The 26,974-nt window shown below is 44.3% G+C and carries 25 protein-coding genes; all 25 read right to left on the bottom strand.

Annotated elements, in window-relative coordinates; translation table 11 throughout:
- Window positions 1-20 precede the first annotated feature (20 nt).
- Entirely contained in the window at window positions 21-653 is a 633-nt protein-coding gene (locus ISALK_RS12380) for a nucleotidyltransferase family protein (RefSeq protein ID WP_160722770.1), read from the bottom strand.
- Window positions 637-3,018, bottom strand: a complete 2,382-nt coding sequence (locus tag ISALK_RS12375) for a xanthine dehydrogenase family protein molybdopterin-binding subunit (protein WP_160722768.1) — start codon at window positions 3,016-3,018, stop codon at window positions 637-639. Before ISALK_RS12375 ends, ISALK_RS12380 begins: the two co-directional genes overlap by 17 nt.
- Entirely contained in the window at window positions 3,018-3,554 is a 537-nt protein-coding gene (locus ISALK_RS12370) for a (2Fe-2S)-binding protein (protein ID WP_160722766.1), read from the bottom strand. The genes ISALK_RS12375 and ISALK_RS12370 overlap by 1 nt, the downstream gene beginning before the upstream one ends.
- Before the next feature lies 1 nt (window position 3,555).
- Window positions 3,556-4,410: an FAD binding domain-containing protein gene (locus ISALK_RS12365; RefSeq protein WP_160722764.1), complete on the bottom strand. Its 855-nt coding sequence runs from the start codon at window positions 4,408-4,410 to the stop codon at window positions 3,556-3,558.
- Between the two features lie 322 nt (window positions 4,411-4,732).
- Window positions 4,733-5,062 (bottom strand): winged helix-turn-helix domain-containing protein, encoded by a 330-nt coding sequence (locus tag ISALK_RS12360; protein WP_160722762.1) that lies wholly within the window; start codon window positions 5,060-5,062, stop codon window positions 4,733-4,735.
- Window positions 5,063-5,065: 3 nt separating this feature from the next.
- The gene (locus tag ISALK_RS12355; RefSeq protein WP_160722760.1) at window positions 5,066-5,866 is read right to left on the bottom strand and encodes an XdhC family protein; all 801 of its coding nucleotides are present in this window, start codon (window positions 5,864-5,866) and stop codon (window positions 5,066-5,068) included.
- 1 nt (window position 5,867) lies between these two features.
- Window positions 5,868-6,728, bottom strand: a complete 861-nt coding sequence (gene yqeB, locus ISALK_RS12350; RefSeq protein ID WP_160722758.1) for a selenium-dependent molybdenum cofactor biosynthesis protein YqeB — start codon at window positions 6,726-6,728, stop codon at window positions 5,868-5,870.
- Window positions 6,729-6,791: 63 nt separating this feature from the next.
- Entirely contained in the window at window positions 6,792-7,034 is a 243-nt protein-coding gene (locus ISALK_RS12345; protein WP_160722756.1) for a hypothetical protein, read from the bottom strand.
- A gap of 31 nt (window positions 7,035-7,065) precedes the next feature.
- Complete coding sequence (locus ISALK_RS12340; RefSeq protein WP_160722754.1) at window positions 7,066-8,100, bottom strand: molybdopterin-binding protein; 1,035 nt, start codon at window positions 8,098-8,100, stop codon at window positions 7,066-7,068.
- Between the two features lie 122 nt (window positions 8,101-8,222).
- The gene (locus ISALK_RS12335; RefSeq protein WP_160722752.1) at window positions 8,223-9,410 is read right to left on the bottom strand and encodes a CaiB/BaiF CoA transferase family protein; all 1,188 of its coding nucleotides are present in this window, start codon (window positions 9,408-9,410) and stop codon (window positions 8,223-8,225) included.
- A 150-nt stretch (window positions 9,411-9,560) separates the two neighbouring features.
- The gene (locus ISALK_RS12330; protein ID WP_160722750.1) at window positions 9,561-10,361 is read right to left on the bottom strand and encodes a cyclase family protein; all 801 of its coding nucleotides are present in this window, start codon (window positions 10,359-10,361) and stop codon (window positions 9,561-9,563) included.
- A 139-nt stretch (window positions 10,362-10,500) separates the two neighbouring features.
- Window positions 10,501-11,754 (bottom strand): YlbE family protein, encoded by a 1,254-nt coding sequence (locus tag ISALK_RS12325; protein WP_201756915.1) that lies wholly within the window; start codon window positions 11,752-11,754, stop codon window positions 10,501-10,503.
- Window positions 11,755-11,791: 37 nt separating this feature from the next.
- Window positions 11,792-11,962 (bottom strand): fdrA domain protein, encoded by a 171-nt coding sequence (locus tag ISALK_RS12320; protein ID WP_160722746.1) that lies wholly within the window; start codon window positions 11,960-11,962, stop codon window positions 11,792-11,794.
- Between the two features lie 11 nt (window positions 11,963-11,973).
- Window positions 11,974-13,530 carry an acyl-CoA synthetase FdrA gene (fdrA, locus tag ISALK_RS12315; protein ID WP_160722744.1) on the bottom strand — a complete coding sequence of 519 codons (1,557 nt, stop codon included), beginning with the start codon at window positions 13,528-13,530 and terminating at the stop codon, window positions 11,974-11,976.
- Window positions 13,521-14,378, bottom strand: coding sequence for an oxamate carbamoyltransferase subunit AllH family protein (locus ISALK_RS12310; protein WP_160722742.1), 858 nt, complete (start codon window positions 14,376-14,378; stop codon window positions 13,521-13,523). The genes fdrA and ISALK_RS12310 overlap by 10 nt, the downstream gene beginning before the upstream one ends.
- A gap of 120 nt (window positions 14,379-14,498) precedes the next feature.
- The gene (locus ISALK_RS12305; RefSeq protein WP_160722740.1) at window positions 14,499-16,187 is read right to left on the bottom strand and encodes a PucR family transcriptional regulator; all 1,689 of its coding nucleotides are present in this window, start codon (window positions 16,185-16,187) and stop codon (window positions 14,499-14,501) included.
- A 10-nt stretch (window positions 16,188-16,197) separates the two neighbouring features.
- Entirely contained in the window at window positions 16,198-17,343 is a 1,146-nt protein-coding gene (locus ISALK_RS12300) for an MFS transporter (RefSeq protein WP_160722738.1), read from the bottom strand.
- Window positions 17,344-17,458: 115 nt separating this feature from the next.
- On the bottom strand, window positions 17,459-18,418 hold the full coding sequence (gene arcC, locus ISALK_RS12295) for a carbamate kinase (RefSeq protein ID WP_160722802.1): 960 nt from the start codon (window positions 18,416-18,418) through the stop codon (window positions 17,459-17,461).
- A 181-nt stretch (window positions 18,419-18,599) separates the two neighbouring features.
- Window positions 18,600-19,853: a uracil-xanthine permease family protein gene (locus tag ISALK_RS12290; RefSeq protein WP_160722736.1), complete on the bottom strand. Its 1,254-nt coding sequence runs from the start codon at window positions 19,851-19,853 to the stop codon at window positions 18,600-18,602.
- 99 nt (window positions 19,854-19,952) lie between these two features.
- A complete protein-coding gene (locus ISALK_RS12285) occupies window positions 19,953-22,268 on the bottom strand; it encodes a xanthine dehydrogenase family protein molybdopterin-binding subunit (protein WP_160722734.1) in 2,316 nt (771 codons plus the stop codon).
- A 14-nt stretch (window positions 22,269-22,282) separates the two neighbouring features.
- Window positions 22,283-22,744, bottom strand: coding sequence for a (2Fe-2S)-binding protein (locus tag ISALK_RS12280; RefSeq protein WP_160722732.1), 462 nt, complete (start codon window positions 22,742-22,744; stop codon window positions 22,283-22,285).
- Window positions 22,745-22,759: 15 nt separating this feature from the next.
- Window positions 22,760-23,593 (bottom strand): FAD binding domain-containing protein, encoded by an 834-nt coding sequence (locus tag ISALK_RS12275; RefSeq protein WP_160722730.1) that lies wholly within the window; start codon window positions 23,591-23,593, stop codon window positions 22,760-22,762.
- Between the two features lie 435 nt (window positions 23,594-24,028).
- Window positions 24,029-24,463, bottom strand: coding sequence for a universal stress protein (locus tag ISALK_RS12270; protein ID WP_160722728.1), 435 nt, complete (start codon window positions 24,461-24,463; stop codon window positions 24,029-24,031).
- Between the two features lie 263 nt (window positions 24,464-24,726).
- Window positions 24,727-26,220 carry an amidase family protein gene (locus tag ISALK_RS12265; RefSeq protein WP_160722726.1) on the bottom strand — a complete coding sequence of 498 codons (1,494 nt, stop codon included), beginning with the start codon at window positions 26,218-26,220 and terminating at the stop codon, window positions 24,727-24,729.
- Window positions 26,221-26,483: 263 nt separating this feature from the next.
- Window positions 26,484-26,974, bottom strand: a 491-nt coding sequence (locus ISALK_RS12260; protein WP_160722724.1) for a sodium ion-translocating decarboxylase subunit beta, incomplete at its 5' end; no start/stop codon positions are given.

The raw sequence follows: 26,974 nt of genomic DNA, 5'->3' as shown, positions 1-26,974 counted from the left end.
CTTCGCTTCCTATTGTCCACCTACTTATTCACTTTTTCCACCAGCTGCCGATACTCTTCGTAATAGTCTATATCCAGTAGCACCCCTTCATCCTTCACGTTTACATATTCTCCATGCTCCCGGTCATACTTTTTAAGCAGGGTTTTCAGTCCGCCGCTACCGTCATAGGCCAGGATTTTCGAATACATATAAGAAGATATTAGGGGGGGATGTCCCTTCTTTTTGTTGTGGGAAGGATAGATGATGTTCTTTCCCGATTGCTGATACGCCTTTAAGAGGGCATCTATGGTACTGCTTTTTACTAAGGGGATATCCACCGGCAATAGGAAAAAGCCTTTGCTCCCGGAAGGCAGCGCTTGTACTCCCGCCACCACCGAGGAGTACATTCCCTGATCATAGTTTTCATTGTAGACCCAGGGAATATTATACTTCTCTAAAAGGGGTTCGATCTTTTCCTTTTGGTAACCTAAAACCACAAGAATATTACTGATTCCCGCCTCTAGAAAAGTATTCAGGGTGTATTCCAACACCGTACCTTCTCCCAGGGGCAACAAAGGCTTAAAAGCTTTCATTCTGCTGGAGTAACCGGCGGCTATAATGATGGCCGTCCTGTCATTTTTTAAATCCTGCATGTTGCTATTTCGATTCATCATTATTTAAATACTTATCAATGGCTAAAGATACGTTTTCCGGTGTAAAGGGAAGTCGATGGAAGTTGATTCCCAAGGCTTCATAAAGGGCATTGCCGATGGCTGAAGGTACGGAAATCATCGGATGTTCACCAATCCCTCTTGCTCCATAAGGCCCGTCTACTTGAGCCGTCTCGGGCTCCTCGATGTATATCGCTTTGATTTCCCGGGGAATATCCTTGGATGAAGGTATGCGATTGTCCCCAAAATAAGGATTCAAGAGCTTTCTCTCCTCATCAAAGGTATAGCCTTCCATCATAGCAGAACCCACGCCCTGCACAATACCTCCGTACACTTGACCGTCCACCATCTTTTTATTGATCACCTTACCAATATCAAAGGCGGATACAAATTTAAGAATATCTACCTCACCGGTTTCAACATCCACCTCCAGATCCACAGCATGGGCCCCGAAAGTCCACACTAAGCCCGGACGACCTTGACCGGTTTCAGGATCCGGATTGGTAAGTCCGCTGGCCATATAGATCCCATGGGCAATCAACGGCCCGCCAATACCATTTCCGTTTTCATAAGCATATCCCATGGAAAGATCCACGTAGGATAAGCGTCTATGGGTTTGGTGTACATGATAAATGTAACCCTCTCCGTGGGTAAGTTCATCGGGATGACAACGAAGAACCTGTCCGGCTACTTCTTTCATCTGTTGAATCATGTTTCGAGCTGCTTTACGAACCGCATTGCCGCCCATAAAGGTATATTTTGATGCAACGGTGTTCCAGTCATAGGGATGCTTGTCGGTTTCCACATTCCATACCACCTCTACATCCTTGACAGGTACCCGAAGTTCCTCCGCTGCCACCTGAGCCATTATAGTATTAGCGCCCTGCCCAAAATCCACAGCTCCAAGCATGACCTTGACGTGACCGTCTTCATCCATTTGCATAATCGCCGCCGTTGAAGTGTAACTGGGCATTGCCGGTGCTTTTTGAAGCATGGCAAACCCTTTTCCTCTAACCTTTCCGGTTTCCAGCTCCCGCTTTCGCTCTTCCTCGGTTTTTCGGCCTGTCCATCCGATTTCCTTGGAAACGGCCTCAAGACAAGATACTGGATCCCCCGTTGTAGGGTAGATCAGCTCGCCACTGATCGTGGTATCTCCCGGTCGTAAAAGATTTTTCATTCGTAAATCATAAGGGTCAATCTTTAACTTTTGAGCGATTTTATCCATATGCCGCTCTACGGCCCAGTGGGTTTCCAAGTGACCGAATCCCCGGTAGGCGGTACTGAACACCTTGTTGGTATAGATCGTTCTTGAATGCAGTTCAATATTAGGCACTGTATAAGGTCCGGCTCCGGAATAGACAGCGGTTTTCCCGACATTGACTCCGTAGTCCGCATAAGCTCCGCTATCCCAGTCATGGTAAACCTCCATGGCCGTAATTTTTCCGTCTTTGGTCATCCCGGTCTTAAAGCTTGCCCGCATCTCCGCCCGGGTTGGCAGGGTGTTGAATTCCTCTTCCCTGGTCATCTTCAGTTTCACGGGACGCCCTCCGGCGGCTCTGGATAACACGCTGACCAAGGGTTCAAGATGGACACCGGCTTTCCCGCCGAAACCTCCGCCGACATAGGGCACGATGACGTTAACATCGGCCTTCGCAATTCCTAAGGATTTTGCTAAAAGCTGGCGTATAGCAAAGGGGGACTGGGCGGAAGACCAGATTTTAACCTTATCGGAATAAGGATCCGCCTGAGCAATTGCCACATGAGTTTCCATGGGAACATGGGCAACCGCCGGCAGACTGAATTCTTCTTCAAAAATATGGTCTGCTTCTTCAAAGCCCTTCTTGATATCTCCCTTTTTCGTCCGGTTCCAACTTGCAATATTGCTATCTTTTTTAGGGAAAAACACCCCTTCCATATACTCATAGGTGTGAAGATTTTGATGCACCAGGGTTTTGGCCTCCAGGGCTTCATCCAGACTGTCTACAATGGGCAAGGGCTTATACTCTACCTGGATAAGGCTGACCGCTTCCTCTGCAATAGCTTCCGTCTCTGCCACAACCGCAGACACAATTTCTCCCTGGTAGCGTACCTTTTCCCCCGCCATGATGTTTTTATCCACCATATAGAGACCGACCCGCTGGCATGCTTCCTTTCCGGTTACAACGGCCTTTACCCCTTTCAGTTTTTTCGCCTCGGAACAATCAATGGATACTATCTTTGCATGGGCATGAGGTGAAATCAGGACTTTGGCATAAAGCATTCCGGGCATTTCCATATCATGTACGTATGTTGCCTGCCCTGTTACCTTTTCCTGGGCTTCCGCCCGATCATAGCCTTTTCCGATATGATTAAGTTTCTTTTCACTCATTATTTCAACTCCTCTCTTTCCCGCTTTGCTGCTGAACGAATCGCGTTAATAATAGGAACATAACCCGTGCAACGACAGAAGTTTCCTTCAATCGCCTCTTTAATCTCATCCTCCCCGGGATCCGGTTCCCGATCTAAAAGAGACCTTGCAGACATTAACATCCCCGGCGTACAAAATCCGCACTGCAGTGCATCATGTTTAATAAATTCCTGTTGCAAAACGGAAAGTTCATTTCCCCGGCCCAGGCCTTCCACCGTGAGTATCTTTGCACCGTCGGCTTCTGCCGCCAGTATCAGACAGGAGTTCACCGCATTTCCGTTCATAATAAGGGAACAGGCTCCACATTCTCCCTCGCCGCAACCTTCCTTGGTACCGAATAACTTCAGCTCTTTATGAAGCAGCTGCAGCAGTGTCATGGTGGGATCCACTTTTTTTTCAAATCCAGCGCCGTTCACCTCAAATTCGATCGGTATTTTAGGCAAACCGGAGTCCGTGTATTCCAAACAATTTCCTTTTTCCTTCGCTTTACTGCACATTTTATTCAACCCCCTCTTTCATCATCGTCATGATGATCTTTTTCGCCAAGGCACCGGATGCAATATTACGATATTCCATCGAGGATCTTACATCGGAGATGGGTTTGATATGATTTTTTATTTCTTCCTTTAACCATCCGGCGGTTTCCTCATTCAACTCCCGATTTTGCAATTCCTTTTCCAGTTCATGCAGTCGAATCGGTGTGGGAGCCACGGCTGCCATCCCCAGAAAGGTTTCCTTATTCCCGGTGCGCCGTAGGGATATTCCTACAGTAGCAAGGTCATGTCCCTTTACCCGAGATTGTTTCATAAAGTAGCTGCTATCCCCTTCCTTCACATCAGGTAAAGAGATACCGGTCACAATCTCTCCCTCTTCCAGGGCATTTTTTTTAACCCCCGTGAAAAACTCCTCAATTTTAAGCGTTTTTTTTCCTTTCGGTCCTACCATATGAACCTTGGCATTATAGACCAAAAGAGGGCTGGAAAGATCCGCGCCCGGTGAAGCATTACAGATATTTCCCACCAAGGTCGCCCGGTTTCTCAACTGATGAGATGCCAGGGCACCGGCTGCTTGGAACAATGCACGGTATTTTTCCTGAATCATCGGGGATTCGGAAATCTCATTAACCGAAACCCTCGCACCGATATAAAGTCCTTCTCCCTTTGTATATTCCAGCCTATCGAGCCCTTCAACTCCTTTGATATCCAGAATATGATCGGGGTTTAACAGATTGCGGCGCAGAAGCACCAGTAAATCCGTTCCTCCGGCTAACACTTTGGTTTTGGGATGCTTTCCCAGGAAATCCACAGCTTCTTCCAATGTTTTCGGTTTTACGTAATCAAACTTACTTAACATAGCCAACCTCCTTAAATGATCAGTTATTATTATAACTTCCCAACAACACCTACAGGAGTGCCTTTATTAATTCTTTACACCTGCTCCCTCAATCCCGCTCGAATTTTCTGAATACTCCTGATGTATTCATTTTACCATTTTTTCTTGAACAATCTCTTATGAAATGTTTACAAAATTATGTAAATCAATAGCCTTTTCCTTGTGAACTTTTTTATCTCTGCAGCCTTATATTGTTAACCCCGTTTTATGTTTTTAACCAACCTTTGCCTTCGCCCCTAAAAACAAAAGCTGCATAAAGCAGCCCTTGTTTTCAGGAATTTCTTCACTGTCCCATGCTTCGATTAAAGTATTCCAGTTCTTTCCTCATTTTTTTAGAAACATGCTCATATTTCTTCATCAGCGCTAGGGCATCCTCGGTTATTTTCGACCCTCCCCCTTCCTGTCCGCCGATGGATTTATTCAGTAATTGAATGTCCAGCTCCTTTTCTATCAGCTTAATCAAAGACCAGGCTTTACTATAAGACATTTCCATCCTGCCTGCGGCTTTTCTTAAGGAGCCGTCTTCCTCCACATATTTTAGCAATCGATAGGGACCTTCTCCAAAAATTTTTTTATCATTTTCAACAAACCATATTTTCATTTCCGCCTGCATTGTTTACTCATCCTTTAAATGTATAAGATTTCCCTTGTTTTTAATCACTACCATTTCCGTCATAATACTCAGGGCGATTTCTTCCGGGGACGGCCCTTTTAAATCAACTCCCACCGGCGCATACAGCCGATCCAGTCGTTCTTTGGAAACCCCCTTCTCCCTCAAAGCCTGAAGGGTGTTTTTCACTTTGTTCTTACTGCCGATCATACCGATATACCTCAGTTCTTTTTCCAAAAGATACTCTACAGCCGCTTGGTCATACCGGTGCCCCCGGGTTACTACAACGGCGTAAGTTTCCCCTTCCGTTTCTTTTCCCGGCAAGGTCTCTTCCAATTTGCCCAAATTTATTTTTTTAGCCTTCGGGAAACGATCCCTTGATGCATACTCCTGTCGATCTTCAAAAATCTCAACTTCAAAATCCAGGATTTCCGAAAATTGATACAGACTTTTCGAGATATGTCCACCGCCGATGACCCATAGTTGGGGTTTTTTTTGAAAAACACGGATATACACATCCACATCTCCTCCACATTGCATTCCGAGACTGCCCTGCTCGGTATTCAAACCGTAATGAAAAGATCCCCCCGTTCCCGCTTCAATGCATTTTACCGCCTGTCCGGTTACGGTTTTCTCAATCGCCCCTCCCCCTACGGTGCCATAGGTTTCACCCGTTGAAGTGACCACCATCATACTTCCTTCCTTTCCCGGTGAGGACCCGTCGGCTTTGGTGATCGTGGCCAGAGCCACATTTTCCCCTTTTTCCAGGTAATTCTCCAAGGTATTCAACAACTGTAAATCCGTCATATTACCTCCTCCTTTCGATTCTATCCTTACAGGGATTTATTCCTGATCCTTGTTTGTTTTTCAGATGCAGTATTGCTTCTAACACTCCGCCGGAAATGGTTCGTCCTTTGTCGGATACACTATGAATGAATGTAATGTCCTTTCGAGGATCCACATCCCCAATCTTCAGTCCTTTTTGAACTTCCCCCCGGGGAATCATCCCCCGGAGAACTCCGGAAATTTTTGCTTGAACCGGAACCCTTTCTCCCCTTTGGGTTAAAACTTCCGCCACGGTTTCCCCCTTCTCAACAACCGCTCCGATTTCCTTCGATTTTATTATGCTTCCATCGGCCTTGGCGTAGAGAACCCGTTCTTTACCATAGCCCATAATAATCCCGGGAATTCCGGTGTCCGCCATGGCCATACCTTCATAGTAGACTCTTCCTAAATGGTGTCCTCTGTTAGTTTCAATCACCGCATCCACATCCTTGGGCGCTTCAAATCCCGGACCCAGGGCAATCGTAATCGGAGCAAAGTCTTTTATGGCCCCGTCAATTTTCTTTCGTAAAGTTCCCTCAATAAACACATCCGGCTTGATGATTGCTAGAGATTGAAGCTTCGGATCGGAAACAACCGCCACCTGACCTTTCGAAGGCTTTCTCAGCCAGTTTTCAATGTCCGCTGTATGCACTTTGATCCCTTTTACCCCTTCTAAATCAACCGCTCCTGCAATAATCGCTTCGGAAAAGGAAACCGTTCTTCGAATGCATAAGGGTTTTTCAAGTTCTGCAATCACCACCGTAAAACCCACATTCGCCAATCGCAGAGCTACGGCACTAGCTAAATCTCCGCCCCCTCGAATAAGCACCTTCGTTTTATCCATATTTTTACCACCTCATATTTTATCAATTTTCCCAGGGAATTCTATTCTCCCCTTTTAAGCGCCTTATCGAAAATAGGAAAACAGTATACGGCTTAAGGCCACTTCACTGATGTCAATGTCTTCTTTTTTTACAATCTCGTAGATTTCCTTCCACCTTTCCGGTTCAATGTACCCTTCCTTGCAATGGCGGCTTCCGCAGATTTCCACCGTAACTTCTCCTATGTCGATATCCTTCCCTTCCAAATGCAGAACAATGGATTTTGAAATTTTCGCTTTTTTTCCGGGACTGAAACATTTACAAAACATTTAACTTCACCCCTTTATGATTAGTGATTCTTTAGGCTTTTCCCAGAGGACAAATCGGATAATGACACACTGCACAATTTTGACAAAGACCGCCATGGGCCAATTGATTAATATCCTTTTTCGTAATAGTTTCCTTAGCCATAACCCGGGGCAATACCAAATCCAAAATCGTTATTCGATGATACATTCCACAGGCGGGAATACCGAGAATCGGGATTTCCCCTTTATAGGCCAGCATAAACATGGCTCCGGGCAATACTGAGGATCCGTAGGTTACCACCTGATCCGCCGTGTTTTTTATCGCAAGGGGGGTTACATCATCGGCGTCCACGGACATCCCGCCGCTGGTCATAATCATCTCCGCTCCGTCACGGATCAACTCTTCGATTTTTTCCTTGATATCCTCCTCTTCATCCTTTGCATAAACCATTTTATGAAAGACTCCCCCGTATTCTTCGGCCTTTTTTTCCAGCACCGGACCGAAACGGTCTTGAATGCGGCCTTCAAATACCTCGGTACCGGTTACCACAATACCGATTTTATAAGGGATAAGTTCTTTCACGTAAATCATGGGGTTGTTTTGGGATTGTTCCCTCAAGAGTAGGTTTTCGACGGTATCAATCGGCGCTTTTTTAATGGTAAGAGGAATAATTCTGGTCCCCGCCAGGGCTTTCCCCTCCTCTACCACCGTGTTCTGATGAATGGTGGCATACATCAATTGATCCAAATCGTTGACTTTGTACAGTTGTTCCAAGTCGATTTTCAAAAGTCCCTTTTTTTCAGCCACCAAGGTCATCTTCCCTTCCTTCGGACCTTCCAACCGGATGCCTTCTCCCCTGGAAGCTTTTGCAATACGGAGGGCGGCATCGTTTTCATGGTATTCATCCTCTTTCATATCAAGGATAAATACATGGTTTTTTCCCATGGATTTTAATTCCTTGATATCTTCTTCTTTTATGATTTCTCCCTTTTTAAAACGCGCCCCCTTAAACTCTCCGGGAACGATTTTCGTCAAATCATGGGCAAATAGTTTCCCGACAGCTTCTTCCACTTTCACTTTTTTCATAGCCCTCGCCTCCGCTTCTTCGTTATTCATCCCTTCCTATAACGGTATGGAAAAAGAATCGTCCAATTTTCCAGTAAACGGGACGACCCTTTTTTATATCTTGTATTGGTTTCCTTAATTTATTAAAGTACTTTCGTCTTGCGTAATTTTTCGATTTCCTCATCGCTATATTCAAAGTACTCTCGCATAATCTCATCCGTGTGTTGTCCCAAGGTCGGGGCCGCGCATCGAATCTGTCCCGGGGTATCACTAAGTTTAACGGGAATTCCCGGCACTCTTAATTTCCCCGCGGTGGGATGGTCCATCTCCAAGATCATTTCTCTTGCTTTTACCTGAGGATCTTCAATGACTTTATCGATGGTGTTGATGGGACCGTTTGGAACCCCGGCTCCATCCAGAATTTCCTGCCACTCCGCTGTGGACTTTTTCTTCGTGGTATATTCCAAAATTCCTTTCAGGGAATGATAGTTTGTATTCCTTAAAGGATTGGTTTTGTATTTCGGATCATCAATTAATTCCCCAAGCTCCATAGCCTTGCAGAGCTTTGCCCATAGGGCATCGTTTCCTGCGGCAATCATAATTTCCCCGTCCGTAGTTTCAAAGGTTTCGAAGGGAACGATGGCAGGATGACGATTTCCTTTTGGTGCGGGGATTTCTCCGGTTACCACGTGTCGGGCAATGGCATTTTCTAAAATGGCAACTTGAGAATCCAACATGGCCACATCCACTTTTTGCCCTTTACCGGTTTCTTTCACTCGATAGAGTGCGGAAAGTATTCCGATCGCCGTAAACATTCCGGCGTTTATATCCCCCACGGAGGTGCCCACCCGGGTGGGTTTTCCGTTTTCCTGACCGGTAATACTCATGATTCCGCCCATGGCCTGAACAACAGCATCATATGCTGCCCGTTTACTATAAGGCCCTGTATGACCGAAGCCGGAGGCTGCGGCATACACAATCTTCGGATTGATTTTTTTTAAATCCTCGTAACCTAAACCTAATTTCTCCATGGTCCCGGGTCTGAAGTTCTCCACGACCACATCCACCTTCTTGATCATGTCCCGAAGAATTCTTTTGCCCTCCTCTTCCTTAAGGTTCAGGGTAATGCTTCGTTTATTTCGATTCAAACTCATAAAATAAGCACTTTCCTCATTGACATAAGGACCGAAAGCCCTTGCATCATCCCCTTTACCCGGCATTTCAACCTTGATAATATCCGCTCCCAAATCCCCTAAAATCATGGTTGCGTAGGGTCCTGCCAACACCCTTGTTAAATCCAACACTTTTACATTTTCCAATGCCACATCCATTTCATCACTCCTCGGTTTCATCTGTCTAAGTAATAGAGTTTCCCGTTTAAAACAATCCTCAAAATTAACCGCTTGTTTTTTCCGGGTAGTAATTAGCCCGCCTAGAATCTAGGCGGGCATTATCAGCTTTATTCTAAATGATCCGGCTGCTTATTCCGTGTCAAAGGCTACAATTCTTGCCATAGCCGATTCTCCACCGACAAATTTCCATGGGAAGCAACCAACGATCATTCTTCTGTTTAATACCTTGTTCATCTCTCCACCCAGATTTTCTGCATGAATGATTTCATGGGGTTTCGGGAATACGTGGGTGTGCATTGCCTGATAAGTATCTGGCCAGTTATAGATTTCTTCTAATCCTTTACCGTATTTTTCTTGTAAATACTTGTCCGCAAGCTTTGCTTCACCGGGTTCCCAGTCCCGTATTTTTGTATTAAAAGGATGGTCTGCAGATCCGCAATCAACGCCGATCCACTTAATCTCCATTTCTTTTACCCATTCTACGAAATCCATGGATGGTCCGGGATGACGCAGCATATATCGTCGCTCATCGGCTTCCGGTTGGTCCCAACCATATTTATGGTATCCGGTGTTGATAATCAGAATATCTCCTTTTTTCACTTCCACCCGGTCCATAATATCCTGAGGTGTGTAAATTCCGTAGTCTTCCGCCATATCGGAAAGGTCTACGATGGCTGCCGGTCCCATTAACTTATCCATGGGTAATGAAGAAATATCGGATCCTGCGGTATCGAAGTGAAGCGGTCCGTCCAAGTGGGTACCCACATGGTTGGACGTGGTAATTAACTGTCCGTTGGCACCGTTAGGAGATAAGCGCTTAAAAAACTTTACCTGTAGCGGCTCATAGGTTGGCCAGGGCGGAGTTTGAGTTCCGACGTCTTGAGTTAGGTCATAGGTTTTCACGTTGTTCCATAGATCAAAAATGTTCATGTGCAATTCCTCCTTGAGATTTTTATATTTTATATTCTAATTACATTGACAGCATATCCAGTATCTTAGATCTTCTTAATATCATCTACGTCTATATATACCCACAAGGGTATACGATAAACAGCTTACACAGTTTCCACTAGGAAATTCCAACGCTTTCCGCAAAAGCTTCCAAGGCCTCTTCAAAACAGTTCAGCGGTGGTCGAACAAGACCGGCGCCTACCTGTCCCACTCCTGCGTCCTTATGGGCGATCCCGGTGTTGATCACCGGAAGAATTCCCGTTTCCACAACTTTTCGAATGTCGATGCCTGTAGGGGTTCCTTTGAAATCCAATACCGGAACTTTAAAGCTTGTGTTTTCACCCTGGGTAATTTCATACATGCTCTTGGTAAAGTTCATGGCATCCTGAGGCGTCCCTCCTACAAACTGGACAATCGGTATGGCTGCTGCCATGGCAAATCCTCCCGCTCCTGCGGTTTCGCAAATTACACTGTCTCCGATGTCCGGATTGGCGTCTTCTTTGCTATAGCCGGGGAAGAAAAGGCCGTCAATAACCGCTGCGGGACCGGTAAACCATCGGTTCCCCAGACCTGCAACCCGGATACCAAACTCCGTTCCGTTACGAGCCATGCTATAGACGAGAGTGCAATAAGGCGTATTTTCCAAAGGATCCAATGAAGATTTGAAGGCCGGCATGGTCAGATTTAAGAAGGAGTGATCATTTCCATGCAAAAAGGTCAATACATCACTTTTTACCTTACTGTCAAACGAGGTTTGAACCAGGAATGGAGCCAGTTCTCGAATCAGTAACGAGGTTCCCGCCTTATTTCGATTATGTCCCTCATCACCCATTTGGATCACTTGGGCGATTAGAGTCTGTAAATCAATGGGGCCCGATCGTTCTATGGTTTCTTTCAGTACCGGTGCCAGGGTTTTTTCAATCCAGTTCAGGCGATCAATTACTTCTTCGCTATAGGCACCATACCGCAGTACTTTACCTAAGCCTTCATTCAAGGTACAGTAGGCTTTGTTACCAAAAGTAGTGTTTTCTACAATCCAAACGGGCATAGAGGCGGTTATGACACCGGCCATAGGACCCACAGCGCTATGGTGATGACAGGAATCAAAGGTGATTTCTCCGGATTCCGCTAATTTCACGGCCTCTTCTTCGTCTTTTGCAAGCCCTTCGTAAATCAGTCCGCCCATGATTGCTCCCTTTAGGGGGCCGCTCATGTTTTCCCACTTTACCGGGGGGCCGGCATGGAGAATCGTCTTTTTATCCATTTCCGGAATGTCTTCTGCTGCAGTACCTAAACCGATTAAGGTTGGTTGTGCCTTCGACAACTTTTCAAACGCTTCCTGATTGGCTTGTTCAATTTTTTCTTTTAGCAAATGTCTCACTCCATTCTTTATAATCTTTATTCACAGGCTATCCTAGTTGGTTTAAAATATTCCCCAGCTTTTTATTTCCTCCTGCAACGGGTCTCCATTCAACATGAACGACCTCTGTTTTTTGGAGCTTTAATTCCTCCGAGAAGGATTCCAAACCTAAATTTATGACCCGCAGTTCACTGTCAAACAATTTATTAATCTTCGACATATTCATCCTCCTTACGTAATTCGCTTCATGATTTTATCAACAAACTTTACAGCTTGTGCATTCGACGGCAATAGAATAACGCCTGCCTCCTTCAGCTTCTCTTCTGAAGCCTCAAGATCCTGAGGATCTCCTTCCGTACCGCATACCGAAGCTACCACGGTAAGGTGCCCCCCATTGGACTCCATTGCCTCTTTTGCTTGTTTAATGGATTCAATCATTTCCCCGGCAGGGTCCTCATGGGAACCGTACCCCAGTACCATATCCATTAGCACCACGGCTACGTTTTCATCAGAGCCTTCCTGTTTCATTCGCTCTACCCGAGCGGAAGGATCAATCATCGGATGGGGTTTTCCAACCGTAAACTCATCTTCCCCTAAATCAACCACCGTGTTTTCCTTGCTTTTAAATACATCCTCCAGTTTAAACTCCGGCGCTATGGGTTTATTGGAATAAACCCCTTTTAGACTTTCGCTTAAGGCCATCATAGCCTCGTCGGCCAAGGTTCCGCCGGTGTATAATCCCCGGACATACTTTTGCTTATTGCTGTATTGTCGAACTTCTTTTTCAACCATTTCGTCGATCTTTCCTTCATCCATGGTGAATCCGGTAAAGTCCTTCGCCGTCTCTCCCTTCGCTACCGCCACCGCTTTTTGAGCGGTATCCTCTAAGCTTATACAGGCGTGAGCTCCGTAGGATTTGATCATTTCCGTATCGCCGCCGATAAAATCAACCACCACCGGCTTTTTACATTCCTTTACCCGTTCCAAAATCTTCTTTGCTACACTTTCATGGGGCGGCTTAGAAATTAAAACAATCACTTTCGTTTCATCATCGGCTTCCAAGGCATCCAGACCCATTAACATCATGGTTCCGCCGATTTCTTCTTTCAGGTCTCTTCCTCCAGTTCCGATCACCTGGGAAGTTCCGCCTCCGAATTTATCAATCAGTACCGATACTTCCTGGGTTCCGGTTCCCGAAGCTCCTACAATTCCTATATTTCCCGGTTTTATAACATTGGCAAAAGCTAAGGGCGTGTGATTGATAATGGCGGTTCCACAGTCCGGGCCCATCATTAACAACCCTTTTTCTTTTGCATAATCTTTCAGTTTCTTTTCTTCGTCCATGGTTACATTGTCGCTGAAAAGCATCACATGTAAATCTTCATCCAGGGCTTTCATCACTTCGTCATAGGCATATTCTCCCGGGATGGAAAACAATGCAAGATTCGCCTCAGGCATAACTTTCAACGCGGACTTTAAGGTCGCGGGACGATAGTCTTGATCTCCCGAAGCTTTTTTCTTGTTTAAGAGCTCTGTAATTTTAGTCAACACTTCATCCATATCCACGGAGTCTGCGCCTTCAAGACTGACGAAGAAATCATTTTGTGTGCTCTCTTTTACTTCCTCGGTTAACAACCCTAAATTTCCAGCTAATTCCTTGTTCAGAGGAGTTCCCATTCCTACAATAACTTCCTTGATGTCATCGGATTTCTTAAGTTCTTTTGTCACTTGCATCAATACTGCAGAATCATAATAAGCGTTCTTTTTCACGTGCGATTTTATTCCCATTCACTGCTTCCTCCTTCGTATTTCTTAAATAAACGTTCCCCTTCACTCCACATACCGTACATCAGGTCTTCCCCCGAGGTGCTTCCGATGCGGAGCACTTCCTTAAAAGCATGTTCAAAGTCACCGCCGGAAGATTTTGAAAAATAAGAATGCAAAAAATTCATAATCTCTTCGGAACATCTTCCTTCGGCTGCGAAATGAATCAACCATTCACTGGCTGTCGTTGTTCTCCCCTTACTCACCTCTTTGATGGCCAGGGAATAATCCGCTTCCTTTACCGCCGGAGATTGCATTCTCCATGTTTTCCACATGAGAATCCTTCCCGTTAAATAGTCATCCATGGAAGGAGTTAGTCCGTGTCCGAATCCGATCAATCCCTTGGCCGCCTTTTTGATTTTTTCCGAATGGTTTTCTGCCAGGGCCTTTTCCAGGGATTGAAGAGAAGCCCTCACACCTTCCGGTAAGTTTCGATTACCTAAGGCTTCGGCCTCCCCCTTTAAATCAAGATAGGCTTTCATGAATTCCAGTTTTAAACTTTTGTTTTTTTTACTTTCCCCTTGATCAAATGCCTGGGAATGCAAACTCAGGTTTAACCGTTCCACCTTTTGATCCCGAAAGGAAAATCCGATAAGCTCACCCTGCCGGTAACATTCTCTGAGATCCCGGCTGTGATTTAATTTTATTCCGTTCGGCGGCAAATAACGGTTTTCCGTAACCAAGGTTACCCATAAACCTCGAGGAGTATAGAGATTACAAGCTTCCTTAAAGACAGAATGTACCTGGAAGGATTCCTCTTTTTCCTTGGTTAATTCTTCATAAAGTTTTTTATCCATTAATTTAATTTTCATATAATCAACCTTCTATATTAATAATACCTTATTTAGCCCAGGGAATCTTTAGTGAGAATGAATAAAATGCCAGAGAAAGATTTGTGAACTTTTGCTAAATCCCCTGAAATTTCAGAAAGATTAATCTGTTTCGTCAATAATATCATAAATCTTTAATGCAATTTGTAAATTCAGTCGATCGTTATAATCTTCCAAGTCAGCCCCTGTAATTTCTTGAATCCGCTGGATCCGGTAAATAACCGTGTTATAATGGGTGAACATTTCCTTGGATATTTTCTTGCAATTTCCTCCATGCAAAAAATACTCCTTAAGAGTTAATACCAATTCCGTGTTCTTCTCTTTATCATATTCTACCAAAGGACGTAGGATTTCTTTATAAAAGTCATTCAGTTCCGGTTTTAATTCCTCATAGGTTAACAGTTTGTAAATCCCTAAATCGGAATAATGCATAACATTTCGACTTTGATCCATATCAATACTTCGGATCGCCCGTTTAGCCTCCCGGTAGCTCTTCCATAATTCATCGGAGTTCTTGTAATTTCTACCTACACCGATTTCTACTTTATCAATAGATTCCAATTCCGCATAGTGGAGAATTTCATTGCAAAAGGAGAGGATTTCTTTTTTAAGGGTTTTCCCTTCCCCTTCAATTGCAGAACCGTAAAGAATGATGATTTTATCACTTTTATTCCCGCAAATCATATTTCTTTTTTGTTGTTGTAAGACCCGCTGTATTAAGCCCAATACCCGAACATTCACCTTGTGTAACAACTGGGTTTGTATGCTTTTATGCTTATCCACAATATTGTTGGATCCGATGGAAATTACCACGGCGGAATAGGAAATACTCTTGTCAAAATCGAAAAAAGCCGATCTTTCCAGGGCACGATTCCGCTTTACTGGATTTTTCGAAAATAAGTCGTCAAAAAATTCAATTTTATATTTACTTTCGATTTCAAACATGGAAAGTTTACGAAGGATTTCCAGTGCAATAATCGAGCTGGCGGATTTAATCATGCGCAACTCCAAACTTGTCAATTCCTCATTACTGTCCCAAATATAAATGGCCCCAAAATTTCGATCCTGGGTACAGATGGGAATAATATACCTCTTAACCATTTCACCATCAATCTCGTCCCGGGTTTCAAAATGTTTAAAATCATTTTCCAGATCCAAGGCATATTCCGTACCCTTTTCCCGGTCCTTTTTTAAAATCTTTTCTATTTCTTCTTTTTTCGATTCACGGCAGAAAATGACATTTTCTTCAAAGGTATATTCTCTTATAGCCAAGGTGGATTTTTCCAAACTATCGCAAATCACCTGCCCGATGGATTCCAAACCTCCCCCGTGAAGCATGGTGTTAAGCAGACGGTTTTGCACCTTGTCAATGCGTTTTAACAGTTCCGTCTGTCGATTAATAATCTGTGTCAAACTACTTGCAATAACCGTGGAATGCGACAATTCATAGGGAAGCTCGATAATAGGAAATCCCTTTTGATCGGCCTCATCAATAATATACTGAGGAACTTCTTTAATGTAACGATGGGTTTTAATGCCCAGCCCTGCAACCCCTTTATTATCCAGATCAATGATGAGTTTTTGAAAGGATTCCAGATCATCCTTAATCGCATAACCCGTGGTCAACACCAGCTCTCCTTTTTCAACCCAGTCCACAATATCCGGAACTTCCATCACGTTGACCTTTTGAATGAATCGGTCCAACCCTTTCTCGCCTGCTAATACCTTAGCCTCTTTCATAAATTCCAGTTCCATTAATTCTTTCACCATGATCCCGGTTACCTTCGTCATATAACCACCCTCATCTCATTTGTTTTTTCGCTAACTGATAACTGACGATCGGCGACATAATATTATAGATTAAAAACACCGTGAAAATCCAAGATGTATGATCTTCATAGAAAAGAAATACTAGGATATAAAAGATTCCTCTACCCGTTGTTAATAAAAATACCCTTGTAATTAAATTGCCAAGAACTTCACTCTCACTCTCCGCATACTCTTTGGCATAGTAAATTTGTGCCCCGGTTAGAGGTTTGCTGAAAAAAGCATCTCCCAGCCCAATGGTGAGACTGAAAATCACAAAGGTCATAAAACTCGGTCTAAACAGTACGGACATCGATAAAGCCAAGGCAATGACACCGATTTTTGCAAGGGTTTTTCTCTGCAAATAATTTCGTAGTTTTAGATACACATAATACAATATAATGGATGCAACCGCAAAGCTTGTATTTAGATAACCCATCAGCTCTTCGTTTGCCACAAAGGAGTACAAAAACACGCTGTTTGCCATGATGATAAACTGGCCATAAGGTGCATGGATGGCATGAGTCAAAAGAATTCGTCTTTGATCGGGGCAACGGAACAACTTTTTAAAATTCACTTTGAACATATATTGAATATTGGTTTTCGGTAAGGATATAGCGTTTACCATCTGGGCCGCGAGTAGCACTAACAGCACATACACCATAGCCGTAAAACCGAACCGTCCGATGACAAAACCGGATACCGCAGGCGTTCCAATGGATGAAGCCTTGGTAACCATGCCCACCATACTCATAAACTGGTCCGCTTCTTCCCGGTCCAGTTGATAAGCCTGATAAAAGTTCATATTAAAAAAGAAGAGCCCGTCCCCGATTCCGCCGAGAACACCAATCAAAATTGCATAATCGTTTATTCCTTCTTGAAAGATCGCTGCAATAATAAATAAAGATATAAAAGCCAGAGAGGAACCGATATAATTCAACTTCATATTTATAAGTGCTATTCGATTTGCCAGATAAAAGGACAAAAAAGCCGCTACAAAATTAAAAAGATTAAACAAAGCTACACCTTCGATGCTTTCCCCGGTTCTCCATAAATAAATGTTTACGAAAACCATAACAAAGCTCTTGAAAATCGAATATATAGTTTGACTGAAAACCATCTTTTTAATATTTTCTCCCACTCGTTACACTCCTTCAATGTACAATCACTAGGTTAAGACGGCCATTTTTCGGCCGCCTTAACAGTGATTTTGTTATAATGTTCCACAGTTAAGATGTGGTAGCAAGGTGATTTTTTTATCCAATAGTTGTTCCGGTTTTTCCTGCTATTCCCTCTTTCGCTTTATCCAGAGAAGTAATCAGGGTTCGTCGTCCCGGTGCGGATTCTACGAACTTCAAGGCCGCTTTTACTTTAGGTAACATGGACCCCGGGGCAAAATGCCCTTCTTCAATATATCGATAAGCTTCTTTTACGGAAATCTGCTCTAACTCTTTTTGATCCGGTTTGCCAAAGTTAATCGCAACTTTTTCCACCGCCGTAAGAATAATCAAAAGGTCCGCATCAAGAATTTCAGCAACTTTTTCCGAAGCAAAATCCTTGTCAATCACAGCCGGTTTTCCTTCCAATACACCGTTACCCCGATCAACAACGGGAATACCGCCGCCGCCCACGGTGATCACTACATGCCCCTGATCCACTAAAGTGCTCACAACCGGGGCTTCCACCACATCAACCGGCTCCGGAGATGCCACCACTCTGCGGTATCCTCTTCCGGCGTCCTCTTTCATGACAAAACCCAACTCCTGTTCCATTTTTTTTGCATCCTCTTGGGAATAAAAGGAGCCCACGGGTTTCGTCGGATTTTGAAAACCCGGATCATTTTCGTCAACAACCACCTGGGTCACCACCGTAGCAATTTCCTTGGCAACCCCTCTTTGGACCATTTCTTCCCGAACCGCCTGTTGCAGATGGTATCCGATATACCCCTGGGACATGGCCCCGCATTCGGGAAAAGGCATCAATTGGTTACTGTCATCGTGTTCCACCGCCGTTTCATAGGTTGCAATAATCTGTCCCACCTGAGGTCCGTTTCCGTGGGCCAGTATCACTTCATGCCCTTCTTCTATTAAATCCACAATCGGTTGTGCCGTTTCCTTCGCCGTTTCTCTTTGCTTCTTTGCTGTAGTATCTTTGGAATCCGCTTGGAGGGCATTTCCTCCTAGGGCAATTACAATTCTTTTTTTATCCTGAGTCATATTTTCGCTGACAATAGTCAGCTTCACCTCTCTTTCCTCTAGTCTTTTAATGGTGACAATCTTGTTTGCTTACAGTGTAATATTTATCTAATGAAAACACAAGTATCCATAAAGTTTTATGGATACTTGTAAGTGTAAATTAAAGACCGGATTGTTCTCTTTCTGATATTACTTCCTTAACTTATGCAACTTCTCCTCCAGGCAGAATAAGGTTTAAAACAACACCGGATACCGCTGCAATAACCAATGCACTGAATTCAATGTCACCGATTTCAAATCCTACTCCGCCGACACCGAGCACCAGGATTACCGATGCTACAATCAAGTTTCTTGATTTCGTGAAGTTTACTCTGTTTTCAACAACCGTACGAACACCAACGGCTGCGATCATACCATAAAGAAGTACGGAAATTCCTCCGATTACAGGAGTGGGAATCGTATGAATCGCCGCTTCGATTTTCGGAATAAAAGCCAAAGCAATGGCCCATACCGCTCCCATACTAACGACAAAAGTAGCATACACTCGGGTCAGTGCCAATACCCCGACGTTTTCACCATACGTTGTAAGGGAAGGTCCGCCTACAAAACCGGATAGGATCGTTGCGAGTCCTCCACCATAAAAGGTTCTTGGAATCCCCGGGTCTTTTCGAATATCTTTTCCGATGGTACTTCCAATCGCAAGCACATCACCAAAGTGTTCAACAATAGAAACAATGGCTGCCGGTCCTACCAACAATAAAGCGGTGGAGTTAAACTCCGGCAATGTGAATCCCGGAAGTCCTACCATACTGGCTTCTGCTACTTCTGCGGTTTCAATTAATCCAAAGGCCAAGGAACCGAGATATCCTGCCGCCAATCCGATTACAATCGGAAGCACTTTAATCATTCCTTTACCCCAAATATTAACAATAACCGCCGTACCGAGAGTGATCAGTGCCACACCCCAGTGTCCGCTGGCCATATCAATCCCTACAGGGGCTAAGCTTAAACCGATGATCATAATGATCGGCCCTGTAACAACGGGAGGAAACACCCGCTTGACCTTTTCCGGGCCGGCCAATTCCATCAGGTATCCTACAATAATGTATGTAATACCCGCTAGAATTATACCGCCCTGCGCTGCTCGAAGTCCAACCTGTTCACCGGCTATAATCAACGGTCCGATAAACGCAAAAGATGACCCTAGAAAGGCCGGTACTTTTCGGTCTGTCATGAAATGGAAAATCAAAGTACCTGCACCAACGGCAAACAATGTGGCAGAAACACTTAAACCGGTTAAAAGCGGTACCAGAATACAGGCACCAAACATTGCGAGAGTGTGTTGAAATCCTAAAAATACCTGCTGTCCCTTACTGAAATTACTGGATAGGTCTGAAGCTGCTACAAAATCAGCATCATTATCCATGACTTCTTTTTCTTCTTTAACATCACTCATTTACCTTCCTCCTTATAAAAAAATTCGACTCTTTTCTCGCCTCCTTTCCTGTAAGCTTGAATCAAAGGAAAAGCCTAAGACTTTTCCTTTGAAATGTATTTATTTATTATGCTCTTTAAGAGCATTAACAACCCTTTCCGGCGTTAAAGGAAGCTTGTTCATCGCGATGCCCGTGGCATTATAAAACGCATTCACGATGGAGGGAGCTGCAGGAATCATAGCCGGCTCCGCCATTCCCCGGGCGCCATAGGGCCCGTCATATTGAGGATTCTCTGCGATATGAATGGTCATCTCCGGCATATCTCCCGAAGTTGGAATCTTATAATCTGCAAAGTTGGAATTTTGGAACTTTCCGTCTTTCATAATGATTTCTTCAAAGATTGCTGATCCCAAACCTTGGACTACCGCTCCTTCACACTGAGCTTTTACAAGTTCCGGATTGATGGCCTTGCCCACATCAAAGCAGGTTGTTGCTTTTAACACCTGAATGTTTCCGGTTTGTTTATCCACTTCAATCTCTACCCCATAGGCACCATAAGTCCAGAACACAACAGGTTTTTCCGATAAGCCGGTTTCCGGATCGAAGTTCACCACACCTTCCGGTACAAAGGATCCCCGGCCGATAATCGGTCCGTGAATTCCGGAACCGTCTTCAAACTGAAGTCCTAAGGCTAAGTCTCGGACCGGAACCTTTTTAGAGGCATCCTTTTCCCAAACCACATGCTCATCATCTAAAATAAGTTCTTCTTCCGGAACTTCCAGTTTCCGTGAAGCCAAGTTTGCCAATTGTCTTTTTACATCCTCACAAGCTTTGATAATGGCATTTCCTGTAGAATAAGTGATCCGACTTGCAACGGTTTGCCACTCATAGGGAGTATGGTCGGTATCTCCTGTTTTTATTGTGATTTTCTCTACAGGAATTTGCAACCCTTCCGCAGCGATCTGAGAAAGAGCGGTATCCGAACCTTGACCTAAATCCTGGGCACTTACCGAGAGAAATGCCGAACCATCCTCATTAATTCTCACTACAGCGGAAGAACCTGCATTATTCGGCATAGAAGGGGCTTTCATTCCGCAAGCAATCCCCTTTGCCCGAACTTTATTCGGATCCGCCGGTTGCTCTGAAGGCGTGTGATAGTCAATTTCCTTGACCACCGCTTCCAAGCTTTCTTCCAGGCCGCAAGCCGCATCCACCTTTGCACCGGTGGCGGTTGTTCCTCCCGGTTTTTGTGCGTTGATTCTTCGAAGTTCTATCGGGTCCATTTCCATTTCTCTAGCAATGTGATCCATATTCTGTTCAATGCCGAAGTGTATTTCCGCCATACCGAATCCTCGGTAAGGTCCGCCTACGGGATTGTTTGTATATACCGCATAGGAATCACAATGAATATTTTCCACATCATAAGGGCCTACGGCAGCAAACCCGGCAGATTTCGCAATATTTACCCCGTACTCCGTAAACGCGCCGCCGTCCCAAATAAATTCGTTTTCCACCGCTAGTATTTTACCGTTTTTATCCACAGCGGTTTTGAATTTCGAGTGCAGAGCCTGTCGAACATAGGAACTGACAAATTCATCTTCCCGGTTATACGTGAGTTTTATCGGACGATTACCGAGTTTCATTGCCAGGGGTATAATAATTCCTTCCAGGGTTGTGCCCGCTTTTGCACCGAAACCGCCTCCCACCGCCGGTGAGATTACCCGCAGTTTATGAAAGGGAACCTCAAAGGCATCGGACAACGCCGCCCGTACAGCATAGGGTGACTGACAACTCGCCCATACCGTTAAATTTTTCTCACGATCGTACTGAGCTATGGCAACGTGATTTTCAATGGGGGTGTGCTGTATATGGGGAACGTAAAACTCTTTCTCAAAGATCCTATGGGCTTTTTTAAAAGCATCCTCTACATTCCCTTTTCTAAGCTTGAAATGTTCACTGATATTGGTTCCCGGAACCGGTTTAAAAATGGGAACTACCCGGTAATCCCCTAACTCGGGGTGAATAAGGGGTGCATCTTCTTTAATCGCTTCCTTAGCATCGTGAAGAGAAGGCAAGACCTCATATTCCACTTCAATAAGCTCCGCCGCTTCTTTTGCGATCTCTTCAGTTTCCGCAGCCACCGCAGCAACCGCTTCTCCGGTAAACCGGGTTTTATCCACAGCAAAAAACGTTTTATCCGTTAGGTACAGTCCCGCTTTTTTGGGAAAATCCTTCCCTGTAACCACGGCCTTTACCCCGGGGTGTTGCTCCGCTAAGGTCGTGTCGATTTTTAAGATTTTCGCATGGGCATGGGGGCTTCTTTTCACCCCTGCATATAGCATTCTCGGGAGTTTCATATCATCCACATATTTCAAATCTCCCGTGACCTTTTTTATTCCGTCAACCCGTTCCACATTTTGACCAACATATTTCATCTAAGGTCCCTCCTTTATCGGTAGTGTTTTGCTGCTTGCTCTACCGCTTCAATTATTCGTTTATATCCTGTGCATCGACATAGATTACCGCTTAAAGCCGTCTTAATCTCTTCTCTTGTGGGGTCCGGATTCTCCGATAACAACCCTTTTGCAGTCAAGATCATCCCGGGTGTGCAGTATCCGCACTGGAGAGCGCCGGTGGAAATAAAGGTTTTTTGTAATTCGTCCAATTCATTTCCTTGGGATAACCCTTCAATTGTGGTGATTTCCTGACCGTCTGCCTGAACCCCTAACATAAGACAGGATGTTACCGGTTTTCCGTTGAAAAGAATAGTGCATGAGCCGCATTCTCCCCCACCGCACCCTTCTTTTGCTCCCGTGAGATCAAAATCCTCCCGTAACATATTGACTAAGGTTTTATTCGGAGCAACTTCATGTTCTATGACTTCCTGATTTAACGTGAATTTAATTTTCATCAATTACACCTCCGTTTAAGCCATTTGTTCAAGACATCTTTGTACTAAAGTCTTCGCAAGATGGACTCTGAATTCTTTTGTACTGCGCACATCATCGATCGGTGAGATCTCATCATCGATCAAGTCCAAAGCTTGCTTAATCGTATCTTCATTAATTTCTTTTCCTTTTAGAAAGCTCTCTACCTTTGGTAAGCGAAGAGGGGTCGGAGCCACCGCTCCCAAGGCGAACCGGTATTCGTCTCCGATTTTCACTCCGCTGGCGCAAACCGTGGAAAGATCCACGTCTTTTCTTCTGGAGGCCTTTTGAAAACTTCCTTGCAAACCTTCCTCATAAGGTATTCTTACACCTTTTACCACATCGGTTTTTTCTAGAGCCGTTCGCCGAACGCCTTTGAAAAATTCATTAACAGGGATTTCCTTTTCCCCGTTGCTACCCTCTACAATCATTACCGCTTTCAAAACCAGAGCCGGAGTCGCCGTGTCCGCTAATGGAGAGGCATTGCATAGATTCCCCGCCATGGTTGCTACGTTCCGGATTTGACCCGAACCTACTAGTTCTGCAGCATCGGCCAGTAGCGAATAATGTTCGACCACACTTTTATGATGGGCCATTTCGCCCAAGGGAACGCATGCCCCTACAAAAAGACCCTCTTCTTTAGAAAATCTGATTTCTTTCAACTCTTCAATTCCCCGAATATCGATGATCCGATCCGGGTGTAGATGGTTCTCTCTCATCCGGAGAACTAAATCCGTCCCGCCGTTTAGAATATGACTGCCGTCGGGATTTTCTTTTAATCGGTCAATGGCTTCTGCTACGGTTTTCACTTTGAAATATTCAAAGGATTTCATCTAAACACCTCCATGTTTTACAATAAACACTACGCTGAATATATTATTATATTCTTAATTTTCAACTTACAAACATTATACCAAAAAATCCTTTGGTACTACTTAACAACTTTTATTCTAAATTCCCAGAGTTTTTAGAAATATTTCACAACATTTTTGCTAAAGTATTAACAAGTTTCATTCTTTTTTATAGGATTGCGCAGATGATTCATCTCTATACTTTTCTGATTAAGTATTTGCAACAAATTTCTCGTAGTTCTTTCATGGTTGTTCATTCGACATAAACCCTCCAGTTTATTTTTTTATTTAGTAAGTTCCACTAAAGATTTAATATTCATTTTTAGAATATTATAGAACAACAAAAAAAACGCCCAAAGTCTAAGCGCAAAGAAATAAATCAGCGATTAAACTTCAGGCGTTTACCTTTATTACCTTTTATTTTACAACCATTACCGTTGTGCAGCAATTATCCACGATTGCTTTACTAATACTGCCGGGTTTCCATTTATTCAGTCCGGTGGTTCCTCTTGCCCCTACTACAATGAGATCAAATTCTTTCTCCTTTGCGTAATCCGCCAGAACCTGTGCGGGGTCATTTCCTTCAATGATTTTAAGTTCTACCTTGCTATTTTCAATGGTTTTTGCCGCTTCCTGCATCTCCTTAAAGTCCTCTCCGAAAACTTCCTCTGCGGTATTCTCCATATCCCCCATTTTCACTACCCCACCATAGGGTGCGTATTCAATTGCACTATGCTGTTCTACGTGGACCATAGTGATTTCAGAAACATCACAAGTGGATATCAAATTTTTTGCCTTCTCCAAGGCTTTTTTACTGCCTTCCGAACCGTCGTATCCTACTAAAATTTTCATTTTCATACCTCCTCATATAATAATTTTATATTGTAATATGAATATACCCTCATCTTTTACAAATTAAACGAACCCATTTTATAGGCACTAGGTTTTTATGCTTATCTCGGCTTATTATAATGCTTTTTACAACAAACCATTGTCAACTATTAATAAAAATTCTCGACTATTTAAAAGACCAGTAAATGATGACTATTCATCCTTTACTGGTTTTTTTGTCATATTCCGATTATCTACTAGGCGAAATCACTTATGAAGCTCTGTTACGACTCCACCGCCGGTACCTCCATGGGTGACTTGCGACATAAAGTGTTTTGTTCAAATCCATAGACAATTTCAATTAACGTGGCTTCATCCCATTCCCTTGTTAAAAACTCAATCCCCACAGGGATTCCTCCGGGAGCCTCAGCCGTTGCGCTTGTAAATCCTCCAGGGACAACACAGCTAGGAAACCCTGTAACCGATCCGATTACTCCGTTCCGGTCCACTTGGGATTCTCCCACCTTTACCACGGGACGCTTTTGATGAGGATATACGATGGCATCCAGTTGATTTTTTTCCATGATCTCAACCACTTGATTTCTTAGTTGCTTTCGTTTTTTTAGACGATTATGATACTCGGGAGTATCGGTACTCAAGTCTTGGGCAATTTTAATGTTCTCTTCTATTCCTTTGTGAAACTTTCCCGAGTCAATGATTTCTTTCAGGGACCCCACCTTCGCCGGCTCTCCCAAGGCTTCCAGGTATTCATTCAACTCCCTTTTCAATTCATATAAATGAACGCTGACCTCTTTAATCAGTTGATCCGCATCGATGCTTTCATCAAGATCCACCACCACACCGCCGGACTTTTGGATATCCTCCAAGCGTTTATTGATCTGTTCATTCACCTCTGCATGTACTTTTTCTTTGCCAAAAAAGCTTCTTAGAACGCCGATCCGTTTTTTCTTCAATCCATCCCTTTTCAAATGCTTGGCAAAATAACCGGTTTGCATTTCACGGGCCCCGGCCGTTGCCCTATCCTTCGGATCGTAACCGCGGATTACATCCAACAGTTTCACCGCATCTTCCACACTCCGACAAATCGGACCTGCCGTATCCTGGGTAAATGAATAGGGAACAATCCCGGTTTTGCTGATAAGCCCAACCGTCGGTCGAAAACCTACAAGACTGCATGCCGACGCCGGAGACCGTACAGAGTTAATCGTATCCGTTCCGATTCCCACCATTCCAAAATTTGAGGCAACGCTTGCGCCGGTACCGCCGCTGGACCCTCCCGGGGTTCTTGTTAGATCATAGGGGTTAAGGGTCTGGCCTAAAACAGAGCTTACGGTTTCTCCCCAAACGGCGAATTCATGAAGATTTACCTTGGCAATAATAATGGCTCCCGCTTCCTTCATACGTTTCGTGATAAAAGCGTCTTCCTTCGGTATGGACTCCTCCAAACTTAAAGAGCCTGCCGTGGTTTCCATATCCTTCGTATCCACATTATCTTTTAACAAAACAGGAATTCCATGAAGGGATCCCGTCAACCCTGTTTTTTCGTACTTTGCATCCAGCTCATCCGCAATCTTCAAGGCATCAGGATTAATTTTTATGATCGAGTTGATTTTAGGGCCTTTCTGATCATAAGCTTCTATGCGTTTCAAATAAAACTCCACCAGTTCCCGGCAGGTAAGCTCGCCTTCCTCCATTAAATGATGAATTCTTTCAATGGTTGCTTCCATAATTTCTTTACTTTTTAGTGATTCATCCATCTCCACACCTTCTTTCCTATTTTTACGTTTCGAGATGACAAGATGACAAGGGAACGATGACAGGGGGACGGAGTTTTTGTCATCCCCGGACAAACGATGACAGGGGGACGGAGTTTTTGTCATCCCCGGACAAATAACTCCCTTTCCCTGTCAAAACAGCTATCCCTATCAAACCATTTTTAAAAGATGACAAAAACTCCGTGTTGCTGTCAAAAGATCTTAAAAAGATGACAAAAACTCCGTCCCGCTGTCACCCGCTTTTGCTAGCCGCCGAAGAGGGAGAGCATGACGCCGGCGGCGACGGCGGAGCCGATGACGCCGGATACGTTAGGTCCCATGGCGTGCATCAACAGGAAGTTGCTGGGGTTTTCCTTTTGGCCCACGCTTTGGACCACCCGGGAGGCCATGGGTACCGCGGATACGCCTGCAGCGCCGATCAGAGGATTGATGGCTTTTTTCGAGATCTTGTTCATCAGCTTAGCGATGATCAGTCCCGAAGCCGTACCTACCCCAAAGGCCACAACGCCCAGAACAATGATTTGAATGGTTTCAAATTCCAGGAACTGCTCCGCTTTCGCCGAGGCTCCTACACTGATTCCCAGTAAAATCGTTACGATGTTGATCAGTTCGTTTTGCGCCGTTTGCGACAGTCGGTCGGTTACGGTACATTCCTTTAACAGGTTTCCGAACATCAACATCCCGATCAGCGGGGTCGCCGGGGGCAGTAGCAGACTCACAATAATGGCCACTAAAA

Origin of the sequence: Isachenkonia alkalipeptolytica, assembly GCF_009910325.1 — a bacterium.
In the GTDB taxonomy this organism is placed as follows: Bacteria; Bacillota; Clostridia; order Peptostreptococcales; family T1SED10-28; genus Isachenkonia; species Isachenkonia alkalipeptolytica.
Note: the sequence above shows the minus strand (reverse complement) of the source record. Positions and strands in the feature narration are given on the sequence as shown.

What these genes read in the sequence shown, in the direction of transcription:
- ISALK_RS12285 (WP_160722734.1), bottom strand. Translation starts at nt 22,268, where the DNA reads ATGAAATATGTTGGTCAAAATGTGGAACGGGTTGACGGAATAAAAAAG.
- ISALK_RS12360 (WP_160722762.1), bottom strand. Translation starts at nt 5,062, where the DNA reads ATGCAGGCGGAAATGAAAATATGGTTTGTTGAAAATGATAAAAAAATT.
- fdrA (WP_160722744.1), bottom strand. Translation starts at nt 13,530, where the DNA reads ATGGGAATAAAATCGCACGTGAAAAAGAACGCTTATTATGATTCTGCA.
- ISALK_RS12280 (WP_160722732.1), bottom strand. Translation starts at nt 22,744, where the DNA reads ATGAAAATTAAATTCACGTTAAATCAGGAAGTCATAGAACATGAAGTT.
- ISALK_RS12375 (WP_160722768.1), bottom strand. Translation starts at nt 3,018, where the DNA reads ATGAGTGAAAAGAAACTTAATCATATCGGAAAAGGCTATGATCGGGCG.
- ISALK_RS12320 (WP_160722746.1), bottom strand. Translation starts at nt 11,962, where the DNA reads ATGTCGAAGATTAATAAATTGTTTGACAGTGAACTGCGGGTCATAAAT.
- ISALK_RS12340 (WP_160722754.1), bottom strand. Translation starts at nt 8,100, where the DNA reads ATGAAAAAAGTGAAAGTGGAAGAAGCTGTCGGGAAACTATTTGCCCAT.
- ISALK_RS12270 (WP_160722728.1), bottom strand. Translation starts at nt 24,463, where the DNA reads ATGAAAATTTTAGTAGGATACGACGGTTCGGAAGGCAGTAAAAAAGCC.
- ISALK_RS12330 (WP_160722750.1), bottom strand. Translation starts at nt 10,361, where the DNA reads ATGAACATTTTTGATCTATGGAACAACGTGAAAACCTATGACCTAACT.
- ISALK_RS12355 (WP_160722760.1), bottom strand. Translation starts at nt 5,866, where the DNA reads ATGACGGATTTACAGTTGTTGAATACCTTGGAGAATTACCTGGAAAAA.
- ISALK_RS12335 (WP_160722752.1), bottom strand. Translation starts at nt 9,410, where the DNA reads ATGGATGTGGCATTGGAAAATGTAAAAGTGTTGGATTTAACAAGGGTG.
- ISALK_RS12380 (WP_160722770.1), bottom strand. Translation starts at nt 653, where the DNA reads ATGATGAATCGAAATAGCAACATGCAGGATTTAAAAAATGACAGGACG.
- arcC (WP_160722802.1), bottom strand. Translation starts at nt 18,418, where the DNA reads ATGACTCAGGATAAAAAAAGAATTGTAATTGCCCTAGGAGGAAATGCC.
- ISALK_RS12310 (WP_160722742.1), bottom strand. Translation starts at nt 14,378, where the DNA reads ATGAAAATTAAATTAATGGATAAAAAACTTTATGAAGAATTAACCAAG.
- ISALK_RS12345 (WP_160722756.1), bottom strand. Translation starts at nt 7,034, where the DNA reads ATGTTTTGTAAATGTTTCAGTCCCGGAAAAAAAGCGAAAATTTCAAAA.
- ISALK_RS12290 (WP_160722736.1), bottom strand. Translation starts at nt 19,853, where the DNA reads ATGAGTGATGTTAAAGAAGAAAAAGAAGTCATGGATAATGATGCTGAT.
- ISALK_RS12265 (WP_160722726.1), bottom strand. Translation starts at nt 26,220, where the DNA reads ATGGATGAATCACTAAAAAGTAAAGAAATTATGGAAGCAACCATTGAA.
- ISALK_RS12370 (WP_160722766.1), bottom strand. Translation starts at nt 3,554, where the DNA reads ATGTGCAGTAAAGCGAAGGAAAAAGGAAATTGTTTGGAATACACGGAC.
- ISALK_RS12365 (WP_160722764.1), bottom strand. Translation starts at nt 4,410, where the DNA reads ATGTTAAGTAAGTTTGATTACGTAAAACCGAAAACATTGGAAGAAGCT.
- ISALK_RS12275 (WP_160722730.1), bottom strand. Translation starts at nt 23,593, where the DNA reads ATGAAATCCTTTGAATATTTCAAAGTGAAAACCGTAGCAGAAGCCATT.
- ISALK_RS12305 (WP_160722740.1), bottom strand. Translation starts at nt 16,187, where the DNA reads ATGACGAAGGTAACCGGGATCATGGTGAAAGAATTAATGGAACTGGAA.
- yqeB (WP_160722758.1), bottom strand. Translation starts at nt 6,728, where the DNA reads ATGGATAAAACGAAGGTGCTTATTCGAGGGGGCGGAGATTTAGCTAGT.